General features: G+C 65.0%; 15 protein-coding genes. 9 read left to right on the forward strand and 6 right to left on the reverse strand.

What is annotated here, in order from left to right; all coding sequences use genetic code 11:
• Nucleotides 1-29 precede the first annotated feature (29 nt).
• Nucleotides 30-935 (reverse strand): LysR family transcriptional regulator, encoded by a 906-nt coding sequence (locus tag A3M7_RS0110595; RefSeq protein ID WP_027543904.1) that lies wholly within the window; start codon nucleotides 933-935, stop codon nucleotides 30-32.
• 105 nt (nucleotides 936-1,040) lie between these two features.
• On the opposite strand from A3M7_RS0110595, the gene A3M7_RS0110600 reads away from it, so the two are divergent.
• Entirely contained in the window at nucleotides 1,041-1,898 is an 858-nt protein-coding gene (locus A3M7_RS0110600) for a sulfite exporter TauE/SafE family protein (protein WP_049823323.1), read from the forward strand.
• Nucleotides 1,899-2,104: 206 nt separating this feature from the next.
• On the opposite strand, the gene A3M7_RS0110605 is transcribed toward A3M7_RS0110600, so the two are convergent.
• Nucleotides 2,105-3,634, reverse strand: coding sequence for a malonyl-CoA synthase (locus A3M7_RS0110605; protein ID WP_027543906.1), 1,530 nt, complete (start codon nucleotides 3,632-3,634; stop codon nucleotides 2,105-2,107).
• 86 nt (nucleotides 3,635-3,720) lie between these two features.
• Between A3M7_RS0110605 and A3M7_RS0110610 the strand changes: the two genes are divergently transcribed.
• From A3M7_RS0110610 to A3M7_RS0110625, 4 genes are all read left to right on the forward strand, one after another.
• Entirely contained in the window at nucleotides 3,721-4,482 is a 762-nt protein-coding gene (locus tag A3M7_RS0110610) for an SDR family oxidoreductase (RefSeq protein WP_027543907.1), read from the forward strand.
• A 316-nt stretch (nucleotides 4,483-4,798) separates the two neighbouring features.
• A complete protein-coding gene (locus tag A3M7_RS0110615; protein WP_027543908.1) occupies nucleotides 4,799-5,353 on the forward strand; it encodes a fasciclin domain-containing protein in 555 nt (184 codons plus the stop codon).
• A 192-nt stretch (nucleotides 5,354-5,545) separates the two neighbouring features.
• Nucleotides 5,546-6,175, forward strand: coding sequence for a cytochrome b/b6 domain-containing protein (locus A3M7_RS0110620; protein WP_027543909.1), 630 nt, complete (start codon nucleotides 5,546-5,548; stop codon nucleotides 6,173-6,175).
• 12 nt (nucleotides 6,176-6,187) lie between these two features.
• Nucleotides 6,188-6,970, forward strand: a complete 783-nt coding sequence (locus A3M7_RS0110625; RefSeq protein ID WP_027543910.1) for a molybdopterin-binding protein — start codon at nucleotides 6,188-6,190, stop codon at nucleotides 6,968-6,970.
• A 99-nt stretch (nucleotides 6,971-7,069) separates the two neighbouring features.
• On the opposite strand, the gene A3M7_RS0110630 is transcribed toward A3M7_RS0110625, so the two are convergent.
• On the reverse strand, nucleotides 7,070-8,257 hold the full coding sequence (locus tag A3M7_RS0110630; protein WP_027543911.1) for a YbfB/YjiJ family MFS transporter: 1,188 nt from the start codon (nucleotides 8,255-8,257) through the stop codon (nucleotides 7,070-7,072).
• A 248-nt stretch (nucleotides 8,258-8,505) separates the two neighbouring features.
• Here A3M7_RS0110630 and leuB point away from each other — a divergent pair, with 248 nt between their 5' ends.
• Nucleotides 8,506-9,618, forward strand: a complete 1,113-nt coding sequence (gene leuB, locus A3M7_RS0110635) for a 3-isopropylmalate dehydrogenase (protein ID WP_027543912.1) — start codon at nucleotides 8,506-8,508, stop codon at nucleotides 9,616-9,618.
• A 296-nt stretch (nucleotides 9,619-9,914) separates the two neighbouring features.
• On the forward strand, nucleotides 9,915-10,553 hold the full coding sequence (locus A3M7_RS0110640) for a DapH/DapD/GlmU-related protein (RefSeq protein ID WP_027543913.1): 639 nt from the start codon (nucleotides 9,915-9,917) through the stop codon (nucleotides 10,551-10,553).
• A 74-nt stretch (nucleotides 10,554-10,627) separates the two neighbouring features.
• Here the strand turns inward: A3M7_RS0110640 and A3M7_RS0110645 are convergent, their stop codons facing one another.
• Together A3M7_RS0110645 and A3M7_RS0110655 are read right to left on the reverse strand one after the other, a co-directional pair.
• The gene (locus A3M7_RS0110645) at nucleotides 10,628-11,011 is read right to left on the reverse strand and encodes a hypothetical protein (protein WP_027543914.1); all 384 of its coding nucleotides are present in this window, start codon (nucleotides 11,009-11,011) and stop codon (nucleotides 10,628-10,630) included.
• A 156-nt stretch (nucleotides 11,012-11,167) separates the two neighbouring features.
• The gene (locus A3M7_RS0110655; protein WP_027543915.1) at nucleotides 11,168-11,947 is read right to left on the reverse strand and encodes a hypothetical protein; all 780 of its coding nucleotides are present in this window, start codon (nucleotides 11,945-11,947) and stop codon (nucleotides 11,168-11,170) included.
• A gap of 116 nt (nucleotides 11,948-12,063) precedes the next feature.
• Between A3M7_RS0110655 and A3M7_RS0110660 the strand changes: the two genes are divergently transcribed.
• Nucleotides 12,064-13,098 (forward strand): aspartate-semialdehyde dehydrogenase, encoded by a 1,035-nt coding sequence (locus tag A3M7_RS0110660; RefSeq protein WP_027543916.1) that lies wholly within the window; start codon nucleotides 12,064-12,066, stop codon nucleotides 13,096-13,098.
• 240 nt (nucleotides 13,099-13,338) lie between these two features.
• Here the strand turns inward: A3M7_RS0110660 and A3M7_RS0110665 are convergent, their stop codons facing one another.
• Entirely contained in the window at nucleotides 13,339-13,983 is a 645-nt protein-coding gene (locus A3M7_RS0110665; RefSeq protein ID WP_027543917.1) for a carbonic anhydrase, read from the reverse strand.
• A gap of 111 nt (nucleotides 13,984-14,094) precedes the next feature.
• Here A3M7_RS0110665 and A3M7_RS0110670 point away from each other — a divergent pair, with 111 nt between their 5' ends.
• Nucleotides 14,095-14,976 carry a CoA ester lyase gene (locus A3M7_RS0110670; RefSeq protein WP_027543918.1) on the forward strand — a complete coding sequence of 294 codons (882 nt, stop codon included), beginning with the start codon at nucleotides 14,095-14,097 and terminating at the stop codon, nucleotides 14,974-14,976.
• The last annotated feature ends 2 nt before the right edge of the window (nucleotides 14,977-14,978 follow it).

Raw genomic sequence — 14,978 nt, forward strand, 5'->3', positions numbered from 1 at the left:
GCAGCCTGCATCCCACCCCACCGCAGGAATCACCGGCCGAGGGGGTTACTCCCGTGCCATCGCTCGACCAGGAAATCGATGAATGCGCGAATCTTCGCCGACCCCAGGCGCGACGGCTGATAGAGCGCATGGAGCGGGGCCGGAGCAGGTTCATGCTCACGCAACAGACGACGCAAGCGCCCATCGGCAAGTTGCCTTTCGACCTGCCATGACGGCACGCGGGCGATGCCGGCGCCGTTCTCTGCGGCGGTGGCGAGCGCGTCGAGACTGTTGACCCAGAGCCGTCCCGCTATCCGGATTCTCGATCCGCCCTTCGCGTCGCGGCCGAATCGCCAGGTCGCTGCGCCGGGCGCATCGGAGAACACCAGGCAATCATGCTGCGGCAGATCGGACGGGCTCTGCGGCTCGCCGCGGCGTGCGAGATAGCCGGGCGAGGCGCAATGGATCATCTGCACCTCCGCGAGTTTCCGCGTCACGAGCTGGGAATCGGGAATGCGCCCGACGCGAAGCGCCAGATGAATGTCTTCCTCGATCAAATTGACGTTGCGATCGACCAGCAGCAGATCGACCGATGACGAGGGACAGGCGCGCAGGAAGTCGCCCAGCAGCGGTGCGATCAGCAGGCGCCCCATCAATGTCGGCGCACTCACGCGCAGGCGTCCCGACGGCTCGCGGCGGCTTCCTGCCAGCGCCTCCTCGATCTCCTTGACTTCGCCGAGGATCGATTTGGCGCGTTCGTAGAGCATGCGGCCCTCGTCCGTGAGCGCCAGCTGCCGCGTCGTACGCACCAGCAGGCGCGTGCCGAAGTGCTGCTCAAGCGCCGAAATCTGCCGGCTCACCGCCGTCAGCGAGCATGGCAATGACCGCGCCGTCGCGGACAGGCTGCCGGTGTCGACAGCGCGGATAAAGGTCGCCATTGCCGCGAGCTGGTCCATGGCCATCCTTCCGTTTTCAGCAAGATAGTCTGCCCAACTTCGCCGATAGTAGCGCAATACGAAAGGGTCTATCCCTGTCCTTCAGGACAGGTTTTGGGCGTGCCGATGGCGGGACTTGATATCAAGGAGATCGTCGAACTCGCGTTGCTGCTGATTGCAACCGGCGCGCTCTCGGGATTCCTGGCCGGTGTGTTCGGCATCGGCGGCGGCGCGATTCTCGTGCCCGTGTTCTACGAATGCTTTCGCATTGCCGGCGTCCCGCTCGAGGTGCGCATGCCGCTCTGCGTCGGCACCTCGCTCGCCGTGATCATCCCGACCTCGATCCGTTCGTTCCAGGCGCATTACAAGCGCGGCGCCGTCGACATGGCGATCCTGCGCGTCTGGTGGCTGCCGATCGTGATCGGCGTCGCCGCCGGCAGCGTCGTCGCGCGCTACGCGCCGGAGCGGCTGTTCAAGATCGTGTTCGTCTGTGTCGCCTGGTCGGCCGCGGTGCGGCTCATCTTCGCGCGCGAGGCCTGGAAGCTCGGTGACGATCTGCCGAACGGCCCGTTGATGCGAATCTACGGCTTCTGCGTCGGCATCTTGTCGACGCTGATGGGCATCGGCGGCGGGCTGTTCTCCAACCTCCTGATGACCTTTTACGGCCGCCCAATTCATCAGGCGGTGGCGACCTCGTCGGCACTCGCCGTCCTGATCTCGATCCCCGGCGCAATTGGCTACGTCTATGCCGGCTGGCCGGCAGCAGGGACCTATCCGGCCGTCGCAGCGCTGCAAATCCCGTTCGCGCTCGGCTATGTCTCGCTGATCGGCGCCGTGCTGGTGATGCCGATGAGTCTCGTCACCGCGCCGCTCGGCGTGAGAGCCGCGCATGCGATGTCGAAGCGGACGCTGGAAGCGGCGTTCGGGTGCTATCTGTTTATTGTCGGAAGCAGGTTTGTGATGAGCCTCGTGGGCGGGCAGTGATGGCTTGAGGCGAAGCCTGCGCCACCCACTCCGCTGTCATCGCCCGCGAAGGCGGGCGATCCAGTATCCCAGAGACAGCAGTGATTGAGCCGAGAGGCCGCGGCGCACTGGATGCCCCGGTCAAGCCGGGGCATGACAGCCTGTTGTGTGGTGACGAACTCGTCTTGATCGCAGCAGCGCCGAGAGCGCGGTCGCGACGAGCGTGCCTACTTCTTCGCGTAAATATCCTTGTACGTATCCCGCAGCACGTTCTTTTGCACCTTGCCCATGGTGTTGCGCGGCAGCTCGTCGACGACGAAGACGCGCTTGGGCATCTTGAATTTGGCGAGCCGGCCGTCGAGCGCCTTCAGCACCGAAGCTTCGCTGACGTCGGCGCCCTTGTTGCAGACGAGAACCGCGGTGACGCCCTCGCCGAAATCGGCATGCGGCACGCCGATCACGGCGGACTCGACCACGCCGGGCATCGCATCGATCTCGCTCTCGATTTCCTTCGGGTAGACGTTGAAGCCGCCGGAGATGACGAGATCCTTGCCGCGGCCGAGGATGTGGACGTAGCCCTTGCCGTCGATCTTGCCGAGGTCACCGGTGATGAAGAAGCCGTCGGGCCGGAATTCGGCCTTGGTCTTCTCCGGCATGCGCCAGTAGCCCTTGAACACGTTCGGGCCATTGACCTCGATCATGCCGATCTCCTCGCGCGGCAGCTCATTGCCGGTCTCGGGATCGGTCACGCGCACGGAGACGCCGGGCAGGGGAAAGCCGACCGCGCCGGGCACGCGCTCGCCGTCATAGGGGTTCGACGTGTTCATGTTGGTCTCGGTCATGCCGTAGCGCTCGAGCACCGCGTGCCCGGTGCGCGCAGACCATTCGCGGTGGGTTTCGGCGAGCAGCGGCGCCGAGCCCGAAATGAACAGCCGCATGTGCCTGGTGGTCTCGCGCGACAGCGCGGCATTTTGCAGGAGGCGCGTGTAGAAGGTCGGCACGCCCATCAGCACGGTGGCGCGCGCCATCAGCTTGATGATCAGGTCAGGGTCGAGCTTCGGCAGGAAGATCATCGACGCCCGCGAAAACAGCGTCACGTTGGTCGCCACGAACAGGCCGTGCGTATGGTAGATCGGCAGCGCGTGGATCAGCACGTCCTTGTCGGTGAAGCGCCAGTAGCCGACGAGGCTCAGCGAGTTCGACGCGAGATTGTCGTGGGTGAGCATCGCGCCCTTGGAGCGGCCGGTGGTGCCCGACGTGTAGAGGATCGCGGCGAGATCGTCGCTCGCCCGCGCAACGGTCGCGAACTCGCTGCTCGCCTTGTCGGCGGCCTCCGTCAGCGACCCCTTGCCGTCGGGGCCGAGCGTCTCGACCCCAGCCTTCACCTTGGCGGCGATCGGGGCGAGCCCTTCCGCCTTGGAGGGATCGCAGACCACCAGCGAGGGCTCGGCATCGCCGACGAAGTAATCGAGCTCGTTCAGCGTATAAGCGGTGTTGAGCGGCAGGTAGACCGCGCCGGCCCGCACCGTGGCGAGATAAAGCACGATGTTCGCGACCGATTTCTCGACCTGCACCGCGACGCGGTCGCCGGGCTTCACGCCGCGCGCGACCAGCACGTTCGCCATCTGCCCGGCCCGCGCAATCAGATCGCCATAGCTGATACGGGCGCCGTCATGCGTCTCGATCGCGAGGCGTTTGGGATCGTCCAGGCCGTCGAACAGGCGGGAAAACAGATTGGCGTTGGCAGCTTGGTTCATGCAAGATTTCCTGGACCGCAAGGTCGGTCAAAACCGAGGGCTGGATTAGCAAAAACCGCCCCGATGAAGCAACGGAGACAGTTGGCATGACAAAAAACGGGAAACGCGTGGCCTGGGTCACGGGCGGGGGCAGCGGGATCGGGGAGGCCGGCGCCGAGGCGTTAGCGGCCGACGGCTGGACGGTGGTGGTGTCGGGCCGGCGCCAGTCAGCCCTGGATACCGTGGTTGCCAAGATCACCGGGGCGGGCGGGGCGGCCGAGACCATCGCGCTGGACGTGTCCAACGCGGACGAGGCCCAGAAGGCGGCCGACCAGATCGTCGCCAAGCATGGCCGCATCGATCTCCTGGTCAACAATGCCGGCATCAATGTCCCCAAGCGGAGCTGGAAGGACATGGAACTGGAGGGCTGGGACAAGCTGGTCCAGGTCAACCTCAACGGCGTGCTCTATTGCATGCGCGCGGTGCTGCCGACGATGCGCAAGCAAAAGGACGGCTCGATCATCAACGTCTCGTCCTGGGCCGGCCGCCACGTCTCGAAGATGCCGGGCCCGGCCTACACCACGACCAAGCACGCGGTGCTGGCACTGACCCATTCCTTCAACATGGACGAATGCGTCAACGGCCTGCGCGCCTGCTGCCTGATGCCGGGCGAGGTGGCGACCCCGATCCTGAAGCTGCGCCCGGTGGTGCCGAGCGAGGAGGAGCAGGCCAGGATGCTGCAGTCCGAAGATCTCGGCCGCACCATTGCCTTCATCGCGTCGATGCCGGCGCGCGTCTGCATCAACGAGCTCCTGATCAGCCCGACGCACAATCGCGGGTTCGTCCAGACGCCGAACAACAGAGATTGAGGTAGCGTAGTCCGTAGCCCGGATGGAGCGAAGCGCAATCCGGGACAAGTCGATCCACACGCGACAACCCCGGATTACGCTTCGCTCCATCCGGGCTACAAGTCCTCTTCGTGGTCGCGCCCGCGCACCCCACGGACACGCCCCCGCATAGTTTCACGCATCACAAAGAATTTTTCCCCGAAACCGCTTCGCAAACCCTCCCGTAGTTCGGTCCAACGACGGCGCTGCTGCTTCACGCCAAACTGCCGCAGCCGCCGTTGTTGCCCCAACTCAAGCACCGGCCATTGCCGGTCATAATTCAATCGGGAGACTCTCCATGTCGAAGCGTATTGCCTATCTCGCTGCCGCCGCCTTCAGCGCCCTCGCCATCACCGCGACCGTCGTCGCGCCCGTTCGCGCCGAGGAGAAGACCGTCATGGTCGGCGGCGCTGCGATGTTCCCGTCCAAGAACATCGTCCAGAACGCGGTCAACTCCAAGGACCACACCACGCTGGTGGCGGCGGTGAAGGCGGCCGGTCTCGTGCCGACGCTGGAAAGCAAGGGCCCGTTCACGGTGTTCGCACCGACCAACGCCGCCTTCGGCAAGCTGCCGGCCGGCACCGTCGACACCCTGGTCAAGCCTGAGAACAAGGCGACCCTGACCAAGATCCTCACCTACCATGTCGTGCCCGGCAAGCTCGAGGCCTCCGACCTCACCGACGGCAAGAAGCTGAAGACGGCGGAAGGCGAGGAGCTGACGGTGAAGAAGATGGACGGCAAGGTCTGGATCATCGACGCCAAGGGCGGCACCTCGATGGTGACGATTTCCAACGTCAACCAGTCGAACGGCGTGATCCATGTGGTCGACACCGTGCTGATGCCGGCGTCGTAACACCGCAGCGTCCTGTTTCATCCCCGGCAGGGTGCGACGAAACGGCGAGCCGGGGCCACCCGGCTCGCTTTATTGTGACCAGGATAGCCCGTCGGCATCGATTCGATGCTCGGCGGGGCGTAACGAAAACGGAATGCCCGGCGTATAATTCCCGACAGACGATCCAAGGGACGATCCAAGGACGAAACCATCATGGCAAGCCTCACAGTCACCGACGAGCAGGTCCGGTCCAGCCCGGCCAAAGTGATCCAGCCGGCCTGGGTTCGCGTCACGCATTGGATCAACGCCCTTGCCATGATCCTGATGATCCTGTCGGGCTGGCAGATCTACAACGCCTCGCCGCTGTTCGGTTTCAGTTTTCCGCGCGAGTACACGCTTGGTGGCTGGCTCGGCGGCGGCCTGCTCTGGCATTTTGCGGCGATGTGGCTCCTGATGATCAACGGCCTCGCCTATCTCATCACGGGCTTCGCCACCGGCCGCTTCCGCAAAAAGCTGCTGCCGATCACGCCGTCCGGCGTGCTCCACGACGTCAGGGCCGCGCTCACCTTCAAGCTCGGCCATGACGATCTCACCGTCTACAATTACGTGCAGCGCGTGCTCTATGCCGGCATCATCGTGGTCGGCGTGCTCATCGTGCTGTCGGGCCTCGGGATGTGGAAGCCGGTGCAGCTGCATTGGCTGGTGACGCTGTTCGGCGACTATCCGACCGCGCGCTACGTCCATTTCTTCTGCATGGCGGCGATCTGCGCCTTCCTTGTCATCCACGTCGCCCTCGCGCTGCTGGTGCCGAAGAGCCTGCGCGCGATGATCATCGGTCGCTGAGGGAGAGCAGCCATGGCCAAGCGTTCATTCCTGATCCCCGGTGTCGACAAGCGGCTGCTGATCAAGGACTCGATCAAGACGATGCCGGATGTCACCCGCCGCCGCTTCATCGCGGGCGGCGCCAGCCTCGGCGCGCTGACGCTGCTCACCGGCTGCGACGTGATCGACTCGTCCTCCGCCGAGGAGATGCTGAAGAGTGTCTCGAAGTTCAACGACGCCGTGCAGGATTTCATCTTCAATCCCGACGCGCTGGCGCCGACCTTCCCCGAGAGCGCCATCACGAAGCCGTTTCCGTTCAACGCCTACTACGATCTCGACGACGCGCCGGAGGTTTCGGCCGCGGACTGGAAGCTCGAAGTGCGCGGCCTGGTCGACAACAAGAAGTCCTGGACGCTGGACGAGCTCTACAAGTTGCCGCAGGTCACACAGATCACCCGTCACATCTGCGTCGAGGGCTGGAGCGCGATCGGCAGCTGGACCGGCACGCCGCTGCGCGATTTCCTCAAGCTGATCGGCGCCGACACGCGCGCCAAATATGTCTGGTTCCAGTGCGCCGACAAGGACGGCTACAACTCGCCTCTGGACATGCGCAGCGCGCTGCATCCGCAGACCCAGATGACGTTCAAATACGCGGGCGAGATCCTGCCGCGCGCCTACGGCTTCCCCATGAAGATCCGCGTGCCGACCAAGCTCGGCTTCAAGAACCCGAAATACGTCGTCTCGATGGAAGTCACCAACGACTACAAGGGCGGCTATTGGGAAGACCAGGGGTATAATTCGTTCAGCGGGAGCTGATTGAGGCAGTCATTCCGGGGCTCGCGAAGCGAGAACCCGGAATCTCGTGCCACAATCTCCGGATTCCGGGTTCGCGCTACGCGCGCCCCGGAATGGCGGCTATGAAGGCCCCACCTTCCGCTGGCACAGCGCCGCCACCGCGCCAAGCGCCAGCAATGCCGCCGAGACGTTCAGCGCATAACTGAGACTCCCCAGCGCATCCGTGATGGCGCCGACCACGATCGGTCCCAGCGTCTGGCCGACGCCGAACGAGATCGTCATCGCCGCGATCGCGGTCGGCCACACCTCGGGCGGATAATTGAAGCGGACGAAGGCCGTGGTCGAGCCGACGACGGCGAAGAAGGCGACGCCGAACACGACGGCCGAGGTCGCAAGCCACGCGGTCGAATGTCCCAGCATCGGCAGGCCCGCGCCGAGCGCGTTGGTGCCGAGGATGATGGCGGTGGCAAGCCCGCCGCGATCGAGCGCGAGGACGCCGCGCCAGACCCACGGCGTGACGAAGGCACTGAGGCCGATCAGGCTCCAGAACGCGGCTTGCGCCGCGGCACCACCGCCGCCGTCGCGCACATAGGCGATCATGAAGGTCATGTAGGCGATGTAGCCGGCGCCGAACAGGAAGTAGCCGGCGAGATAGATCAGCACGGGGAGAATGGCGAAGGAGGCATGACCGCCTTCCGTGAAACGCGCTCGGCTCTCGATACGGATCAGGAACAGAGGCACGGTCATCGCGGCCGAGAGCAGCGTCAGCGCCCACCACACCAGCCACCACGAGCCCGGCCCGAAATGCTGGAGCGTGAACGGGGCGATCAGCCCCGAGGCGAGAATGCCGATCCCGGGGCCGGCATAGTACAGGCTGAGCAGGAAATTCGCCCGCTCCGGGCGCGACTGCGCAATCGAAGCGGCCAGGGCGCCGCCGGCGACGAAGCCGGCCGCGGCACCCAGGCCCAGCACTAGGCGCGCAAGGCTCAGCGCCACGAAATTGCCTGTCAGCGCGCAGGTGGCGAGCGCGGCGAGGCAGGCGAGGGTTCCGCCGCGGATCGCGGCCGACCAGCCGATTCGCTGGATCAGCCGGGACGCCACCAGCGCGCCCACGAGGTAGCCGACGGCGTTGATGGTGTTCATGAAACCGGCCGCCGAGTAGGACCAGCCGAGGTCCTCCCGCATGTCGGGCAGCACCAGCGCATAGGCAAAGCGGCCGATGCCGAGCCCGACCGTCGCCGCCAGCGACAGGGTCAGGATCAGCCGCGCGGGGTGCGCGTCGGGCAGGGGGCGGTCAGGGGCGTGCACAAGGGGGTACTCCGGCGACCCGCACTGTGGCAGGCCCTGCCGGTCTTGCACAGCCGCGGCGCGGCAATGGTGTCTTGCCAAGCGCGCAACGCCGCTCTAGCACTCCGGCCGGCCGTCATTCCGGGGCGCGCCTTTTGGCGCGAGCCCGGAATCCATTCCACCACTTGTTGCGTGGCCTGATGGATTCCGGGCTCGCTCGCTTTGCTCGCGCCCCGGAATGACGAGAGAGGATTGAGAAGGATCTGACCATGGCGACCCACAAACTGCTGCTGCTTCCCGGCGACGGTATCGGCCCCGAGGTAATGGGCGAGGTGAAGCGGCTGATCGACTGGCTCAATTCGGCCGGGATCGCCAAATTCGAGACCGATACCGGCCTCGTCGGCGGCTCCGCCTATGACGCGCACAAGGTGTCGATCTCCGAGGGCGACATGGCCAAGGCGCTTGCCGCCGACGCCATCATCTTCGGCGCGGTCGGTGGTCCCAAGTGGGACGCCGTTCCCTACGAGGTGCGCCCCGAAGCCGGCCTGCTCCGCCTGCGCAAGGATCTCGGCCTTTTCGCCAACCTCCGCCCCGCCGTGTGCTACCCGGCGCTGGCCGATGCCTCCAGCCTGAAGCGCGAGGCGGTCGAGGGTCTCGACATCGTCATCGTGCGCGAGCTCACCGGCGGCGTCTATTTCGGCGAGCCCAAGACCATCACCGATCTCGGCAACGGCCAGAAGCGCGCCATCGATACCCAGGTCTACGACACCTATGAGATCGAGCGCATCGCCCGTGTCGCCTTCGACCTTGCCAAGAAGCGCAAGAACAAGGTGACGTCGATGGAGAAGCGCAACGTCATGAAGTCGGGCGTGCTCTGGAACGAGGTCGTGACCCAGGTCCACAAGCGCGAATACCCTGACGTCACGCTCGAGCATCAGCTCGCCGATTCCGGCGGGATGATGCTGGTGAAGTGGCCGAAGCAGTTCGATGTCATCGTCACGGACAATCTGTTCGGCGACATGCTGTCCGACATCGCGGCGATGCTGACCGGCTCGCTCGGCATGCTGCCCTCGGCCTCGCTCGGCGAGGTCGACGTGAAGAGCAAGAAGCGCAAGGCGCTGTACGAGCCGGTGCACGGCTCGGCGCCCGACATCGCCGGCAAGGGCCTCGCCAATCCGATCGCGATGATCTCGTCCTTCGGCATGGCGCTGCGCTACTCCTTCGACATGGGTGCGCTCGCCGACAAGGTCGATGCCGCGATCGCCGCCGTGCCGGCGAGCGGCCTGCGCACCGCCGACATCAAGTCGGAAGGCACCACCGCCGCCTCCACCACGCAGATGGGCGAAGCGATCCTGAAGGAATTGCAGAAGCTGCACGCCTGACGGCAAGCGTTGTCATTCCGGGATGGTCCGAAGGACCAGACCACAGGTGCGCAATTGCGCACCGGGGAATCTCGAGATTCCGGGTTCGGCTCTTCGAGCCGCCCCGGAATGACGGGCTACCACTTCTATCGCGATTGTCGAAAGATGGTGGGCACGGCGCAAGCGCGCCTTTGCCCACCCTACAGCCAAGCGATTGATCGTAGCCCGGATGAGCGAAGCGACATCCGGGACCTTGCCTGCAGTGTTCCCGGGTATCGCTGCGCTCACCCGGGCTACGACTTCATCGGAGCCACCTCATGGATGCCTCACCCCGCCCCAAGATCGCGGAAACCATCATCCATGAAACGGTGCGCCGGCGCGAGGCGCAGATCGGGCGGCGCTGCGAGATCCTCGCCAACACGCGCATCGAATATGCCTCGCTCGGCGACTACTCCTATCTCGGCGAGAATTGCGACGTCGCCGATGCCGCAATCGGCAAGTTCACGGCGATCGCCAATTCGGTGCGGATCGGTGCGCCGAACCATCCGATGGGCCGCCCGTCCCAGCATCGCTTCACCTATTGCCCGGAATATTACGAGGCGAGCGCGACGCGCGACCGCGACTTCTTCGCGGATCGCCGCGGCGACCGGGTGATCGTCGGCAATGACGTCTGGATCGGCCATGCCGCGATCCTGCTGCCGGGCGTGCGCGTCGGCGACGGTGCGGTGATCGCGGCAGGCGCAGTCGTCAGCCGCGATGTCGAGCCCTACACCATCGTCGGCGGCGTTCCCGCGCGCCCTATCCGCAAACGCTTCGACGATGCCGTCGCCGAGAGCCTGCGTCGCATCGCCTGGTGGGATTGGCCGGATGAGTTCATCTTCGAGCGCCTCGCCGATTTCCGCTCCGAGGCGATCGAGGAATTTTGCAGGCGCTACGACCCGGCAGCCAACGCGTAAGGCGGACCCATCTCCCAAAAACAAAAATGGCCGGGCGCGAGCCCGGCCATTTTGATTCGGTGTCTGCGCCCGCCTCAGTACAGCGGGAAATTCTGCGGATAGCCGCCGACGTCGGCCGGCGGGGACAGCGGCTGGCGATCGATCGGGCGGTTGAGGTTCTCGCGGGCGAAGGACGGATAGCCCACCGCCGGCGGGAAGGCATAGTCGGTGAACTTGCGATCGCCCGGATTGACCTCGGTGCCGCCGTCGAGCCAGGAGCGCTTGCTCACATAGATGCGGGTGCGTCCCTGCTGATAGACCGTGTTGGGGCCGCTCGGGCCATAATACGGCCGGCCGCGATCGTCATAGCGCTTGATCTTGGTGTCGGCCGAGGCCGGCGCCGCGAAGACCATGGCAATCGCGGCGCCCGCCGCAAGCAATGTCGCCAATTTGTTCGCGGCAGAAAATTTCGAGCTCATCACGTCCCCTTCAGGCGGCAAGCCGCCAGTCGATTTCGACCCATACTAGCCCGGTCGGGGTGGCCGCAACTAGGTCTATTGGGTCACACCAGAGCGGAATAATCGTGCGCGCCGGCAAAAGTTGCATGAATACCAGCCACTTGAGCTTGATGCCGGTCAAAGCGCTCCGCGCAATTGCGCGTTCGCGGCGCCCAGCAGCCAGTCCGGCGCGCCCTGGGGGTCGCAACCCCTGCGCTTGAGCTCGGCACGGGCGAAGAATTCCGCCAGCTTCGGCTCGTTGCCCGAGGTGAGCAGCGTCAGCCGGTTCAGCGTGCAGGCGATGGCCGCGCGCCGGGTGGGCAGCGTATCGCCATGGCAGGAGAAGCCGGAGATCTGGAGCGCCGGCTCCTCGCTGCGCTTGAGATAGCCAAGGCATGCCTGCGCCATGCCGGTCGGCCGGAACAGGGCGACCGGGCCGAATTTCGTGTCGATCAGCCCGGCCTGCTCGAGCCGGGCGGCCGCGTCGAAGCCCATCTGAACGGCGAGGTCTGCGGTCGCCGGGCGAGCCACGTCGAATTCGCCGCCCTCCCGGTAAATCTCGAGCTCGGCCACCGGCTTGTCCGCCTCGCCCGTCCAGCGCATCACGTCCCGGCGGCCACCTTCGGGATGCCGGAGGATGGTATAAGAGGCTGTTTTCTCTGATGAATCGAGCCGGCTGAGGGCGAAGGCCGGGTGCGAGCGGTCGGCGATGCTCCAGCCTGATTTCTCCGCGGGCTCATCGTCGCGCAGGCTCGGGAGCTGAGCTAATGCCGCAAGGCCGAGGATGGCAAACAGCACCAGCGTCCCCACATAGGCGAACAGGCGCGCCAGCGTGCCGACGACCTCGTCGGCGAAATTGGCAAGCGTCAGATGGATCTGGGTAGGAGTTGCGGCCGTGCTGGCCTCAGGCGGGTGCATCCATGGCCTTCGGGCATGGTCCAACGTTGTCTTGAGGCCGGTTCTCGCATAGAAGCGCTGCTCTTCCTGTTTAAGCGTCAGCTTCGGGAACGGGCTTTTTCATCGGAGAGTGAACGATGGGTTACAAAGTCGCAGTCGTCGGCGCGACCGGCAATGTCGGACGGGAAATGCTCAACATCCTCGATGAGCGCAAATTCCCCGCGGACGAGGTCGTGGCCCTCGCGTCACGCCGCAGCGTCGGCGTCGAGGTCTCCTATGGCGACCGCACCCTGAAGGTCAAAGCGCTCGAGCATTACGACTTCTCCGACGTCGACATCTGCCTGATGTCGGCGGGCGGCTCGGTGTCGAAGGAATGGTCGCCGAAGATCGGCGCCGCCGGCACGGTCGTGATCGACAATTCCTCGGCCTGGCGCATGGACCCGGACGTGCCGCTGATCGTGCCCGAGGTGAACGCGGATGCGACCGCGGGCTTCAAGACGAAGAACATCATCGCCAACCCGAACTGCTCGACCGCGCAGCTCGTGGTCGCGCTGAAGCCGCTGCACGACAAGGCGACCATCAAGCGCGTCGTGGTCTCGACCTATCAATCCGTGTCGGGCGCCGGCAAGGACGCGATGGACGAATTGTTCTCGCAGACCAAGGCCGTCTACACCAACAGCGAGATCGTCAATAAGAAGTTTCCCGCGCGCATCGCCTTCAACATCATCCCCCAGATCGACGTCTTCATGGAGGACGGCTACACCAAGGAAGAGTGGAAGATGATGATGGAGACCAAGAAGATTCTTGATCCCAAGATCAAGCTCTCCGCGACCTGCGTACGCGTGCCTGTCTTCGTCGGCCACTCCGAGGCCGTCAACATCGAGTTCGAGAATCCGATCAGCGCCGATGAAGCGCGCAACATCCTGCGCACGGCGCCCGGCTGTCTCGTCATCGACAAGCATGAGCCCGGCGGCTACGCCACGCCCTATGAAGCGGCCGGCGAGGACGCCACCTATATCAGCCGCATCCGCGAGGACGCCACGGTGGAGAACGGCCTCGTGCTGTGGTGCGTGTCGGACAACCTTCGCAAGGGCGCAGCCCTCAACGCGATCCAGATCGCGGAAGTGCTGATCAACCGCAAGCTGATCAGCGCGAAGAAGAAGGCGGCGTAAGCCTTCGCCCACGCCTCTCGTCGTCCCGGACAAGCGCGCCAAAAGCGCGCGCAGATCCGGGACCCATAGCCGCAGGAAGTGGTTTGGCGAAGACTCGTGGTTTGTCAGGTCGCGCGACAATGTAAGCTTGGGGTTATGGGTCCCGGATCTGCGCTCCGCTCTGGACAACGCTGCGCGTTGCCAAGAGCTCCGCTTGTCCGGGACGACGATCTCGTTTGATGCGGCAGTATACGAAACCGCTCAAGCCTCGCCGCGAGCGTTCCGGAATTCCTTCGCGACCTTGTCCAGCACGAACAGCGATCCCTCCGCGACGCCGAAATAGGCGCCGTGGGTCTGCATCTGGCCGGCATCGACCGCCTTCTGCACGAACGGGAAGGTCATCAGGTTTTCCAGGCTGCGGAACACCGCGGCCTTCTCGATGCGCTCGACGAACTGCGCCATGGTCTCGCGGTCGCGCTGCTCGACCACCTCGCCCGGCTTGATGAACATCTGCATCCATTTGCCGATGAAGTCGCCGGGGGTGAGCGGCTCGATCTTGTCGACGAAGGCGCGGATGCCGCCGCATTGCGCATGCCCGAGCACCACGATGTGCTTCACCTTCAGCACCTTCACCGCATATTCCAGCGCCGCCGAGACGCCATGCGCGTTGCCGTCGGGCTGATACACCGGCACCAGATTTGCGATGTTGCGGACGACGAACAATTCGCCCGGGCCGACGTCGAAGATCACCTCAGGCGAGACGCGGCTGTCGCAGCAGCCGATCACCATCACTTCCGGCGACTGCCCCTTCACCGACAGCTCGCGATAGCGGGTCTGCTCGGTCGGCAGCCGCTGGGTGGCGAAGGCCCTGTAGCCTTCCAGCAAATGCTCTGGGAATGTGATCATGGCCTATGCCTAATCATAGACCGCAGGGGCGAACAAGCCTTTCGAATAGGCATGCCAGGTGCTATCGGCTCAGGTCAGAAGAGCTACGAGGAAACCGGAAGGACCATTCGCATGACCCGCCCGCGCCGCAGCCATCTGTTCATGCCCGGCTCCAACCCCCGCGCGCTGGAAAAGGCGCAGAATCTGGCCGCCGACGGACTGATCCTCGATCTCGAGGATTCCGTGGCCCCTGACGCCAAGGCGGTGGCGCGCGACGGAATCGCCGCCGCGATCGCGGCCAAGGGGTTCGGCAAGCGCGAGGTCCTGATCCGGACCAACGGTCTCGACACGCCCTGGTGGGCGGATGACATCGCGATGGCGGCCAAGGCATCGCCTGACGGCATTCTGGTTCCAAAAGTTTCAAGCGTCGAAGATCTCCAGACCATCGGCCATCACCTCGCCGAGCTCGGCGCCGCACCGACCGTGAAGGTCTGGGCCATGATCGAGACCGCGCGCGCGGTGCTGCATGCCGAGGAGCTGGCGACCGCCGGCCGCGATCCGAAGACGCGTCTCTCGGGCTTCGTGTTCGGCCCCAACGACATCTCGCGCGAGACGCGCATCAAGATGATGCCCGGCCGCGCCGCGATGATCCCGATGATCACCCACTGCATCCTGGCGACACGCGCCGCCGGCCTCGAAATCCTCGATGGCCCCTACAGCGACATCAACAATTCCGACGGGTTTGCCACCGAATGCGCGCAGGGCCGCGACCTCGGCTTCGACGGCAAGACGCTGATCCATCCCTCGCAGATCGAAGCCTGCAACGCGATCTTCACGCCGCCGGAAGAGGAAGTCGCGCGCGCGCGAAAAATCATCGCGGCGTTCGAATTGCCCGAGAACGTCTCGCGCGGCGCGATCCGTCTGGATGGCGCGATGGTGGAACGCCTGCACGCCGACATGGCGCGCCGAACGATCGAGATCGCGGACGCGATCGCCGCGATGAGCAAGGGCTGAGG

This window comes from Bradyrhizobium sp. WSM2254, assembly GCF_000472645.1.
Classification (GTDB): Bacteria; Pseudomonadota; Alphaproteobacteria; order Rhizobiales; family Xanthobacteraceae; genus Bradyrhizobium; species Bradyrhizobium niftali.

What these genes read in the sequence shown, in the direction of transcription:
- A3M7_RS0110655 (WP_027543915.1), bottom strand. Translation starts at nt 11,947, where the DNA reads ATGCACCCGCCTGAGGCCAGCACGGCCGCAACTCCTACCCAGATCCAT.
- A3M7_RS0110620 (WP_027543909.1), top strand. Translation starts at nt 5,546, where the DNA reads ATGGCAAGCCTCACAGTCACCGACGAGCAGGTCCGGTCCAGCCCGGCC.
- A3M7_RS0110615 (WP_027543908.1), top strand. Translation starts at nt 4,799, where the DNA reads ATGTCGAAGCGTATTGCCTATCTCGCTGCCGCCGCCTTCAGCGCCCTC.
- A3M7_RS0110625 (WP_027543910.1), top strand. Translation starts at nt 6,188, where the DNA reads ATGGCCAAGCGTTCATTCCTGATCCCCGGTGTCGACAAGCGGCTGCTG.
- A3M7_RS0110605 (WP_027543906.1), bottom strand. Translation starts at nt 3,634, where the DNA reads ATGAACCAAGCTGCCAACGCCAATCTGTTTTCCCGCCTGTTCGACGGC.
- A3M7_RS0110665 (WP_027543917.1), bottom strand. Translation starts at nt 13,983, where the DNA reads ATGATCACATTCCCAGAGCATTTGCTGGAAGGCTACAGGGCCTTCGCC.
- A3M7_RS0110640 (WP_027543913.1), top strand. Translation starts at nt 9,915, where the DNA reads ATGGATGCCTCACCCCGCCCCAAGATCGCGGAAACCATCATCCATGAA.
- A3M7_RS0110670 (WP_027543918.1), top strand. Translation starts at nt 14,095, where the DNA reads ATGACCCGCCCGCGCCGCAGCCATCTGTTCATGCCCGGCTCCAACCCC.
- A3M7_RS0110610 (WP_027543907.1), top strand. Translation starts at nt 3,721, where the DNA reads ATGACAAAAAACGGGAAACGCGTGGCCTGGGTCACGGGCGGGGGCAGC.
- A3M7_RS0110660 (WP_027543916.1), top strand. Translation starts at nt 12,064, where the DNA reads ATGGGTTACAAAGTCGCAGTCGTCGGCGCGACCGGCAATGTCGGACGG.
- A3M7_RS0110600 (WP_049823323.1), top strand. Translation starts at nt 1,041, where the DNA reads ATGGCGGGACTTGATATCAAGGAGATCGTCGAACTCGCGTTGCTGCTG.
- leuB (WP_027543912.1), top strand. Translation starts at nt 8,506, where the DNA reads ATGGCGACCCACAAACTGCTGCTGCTTCCCGGCGACGGTATCGGCCCC.
- A3M7_RS0110595 (WP_027543904.1), bottom strand. Translation starts at nt 935, where the DNA reads ATGGACCAGCTCGCGGCAATGGCGACCTTTATCCGCGCTGTCGACACC.
- A3M7_RS0110645 (WP_027543914.1), bottom strand. Translation starts at nt 11,011, where the DNA reads ATGAGCTCGAAATTTTCTGCCGCGAACAAATTGGCGACATTGCTTGCG.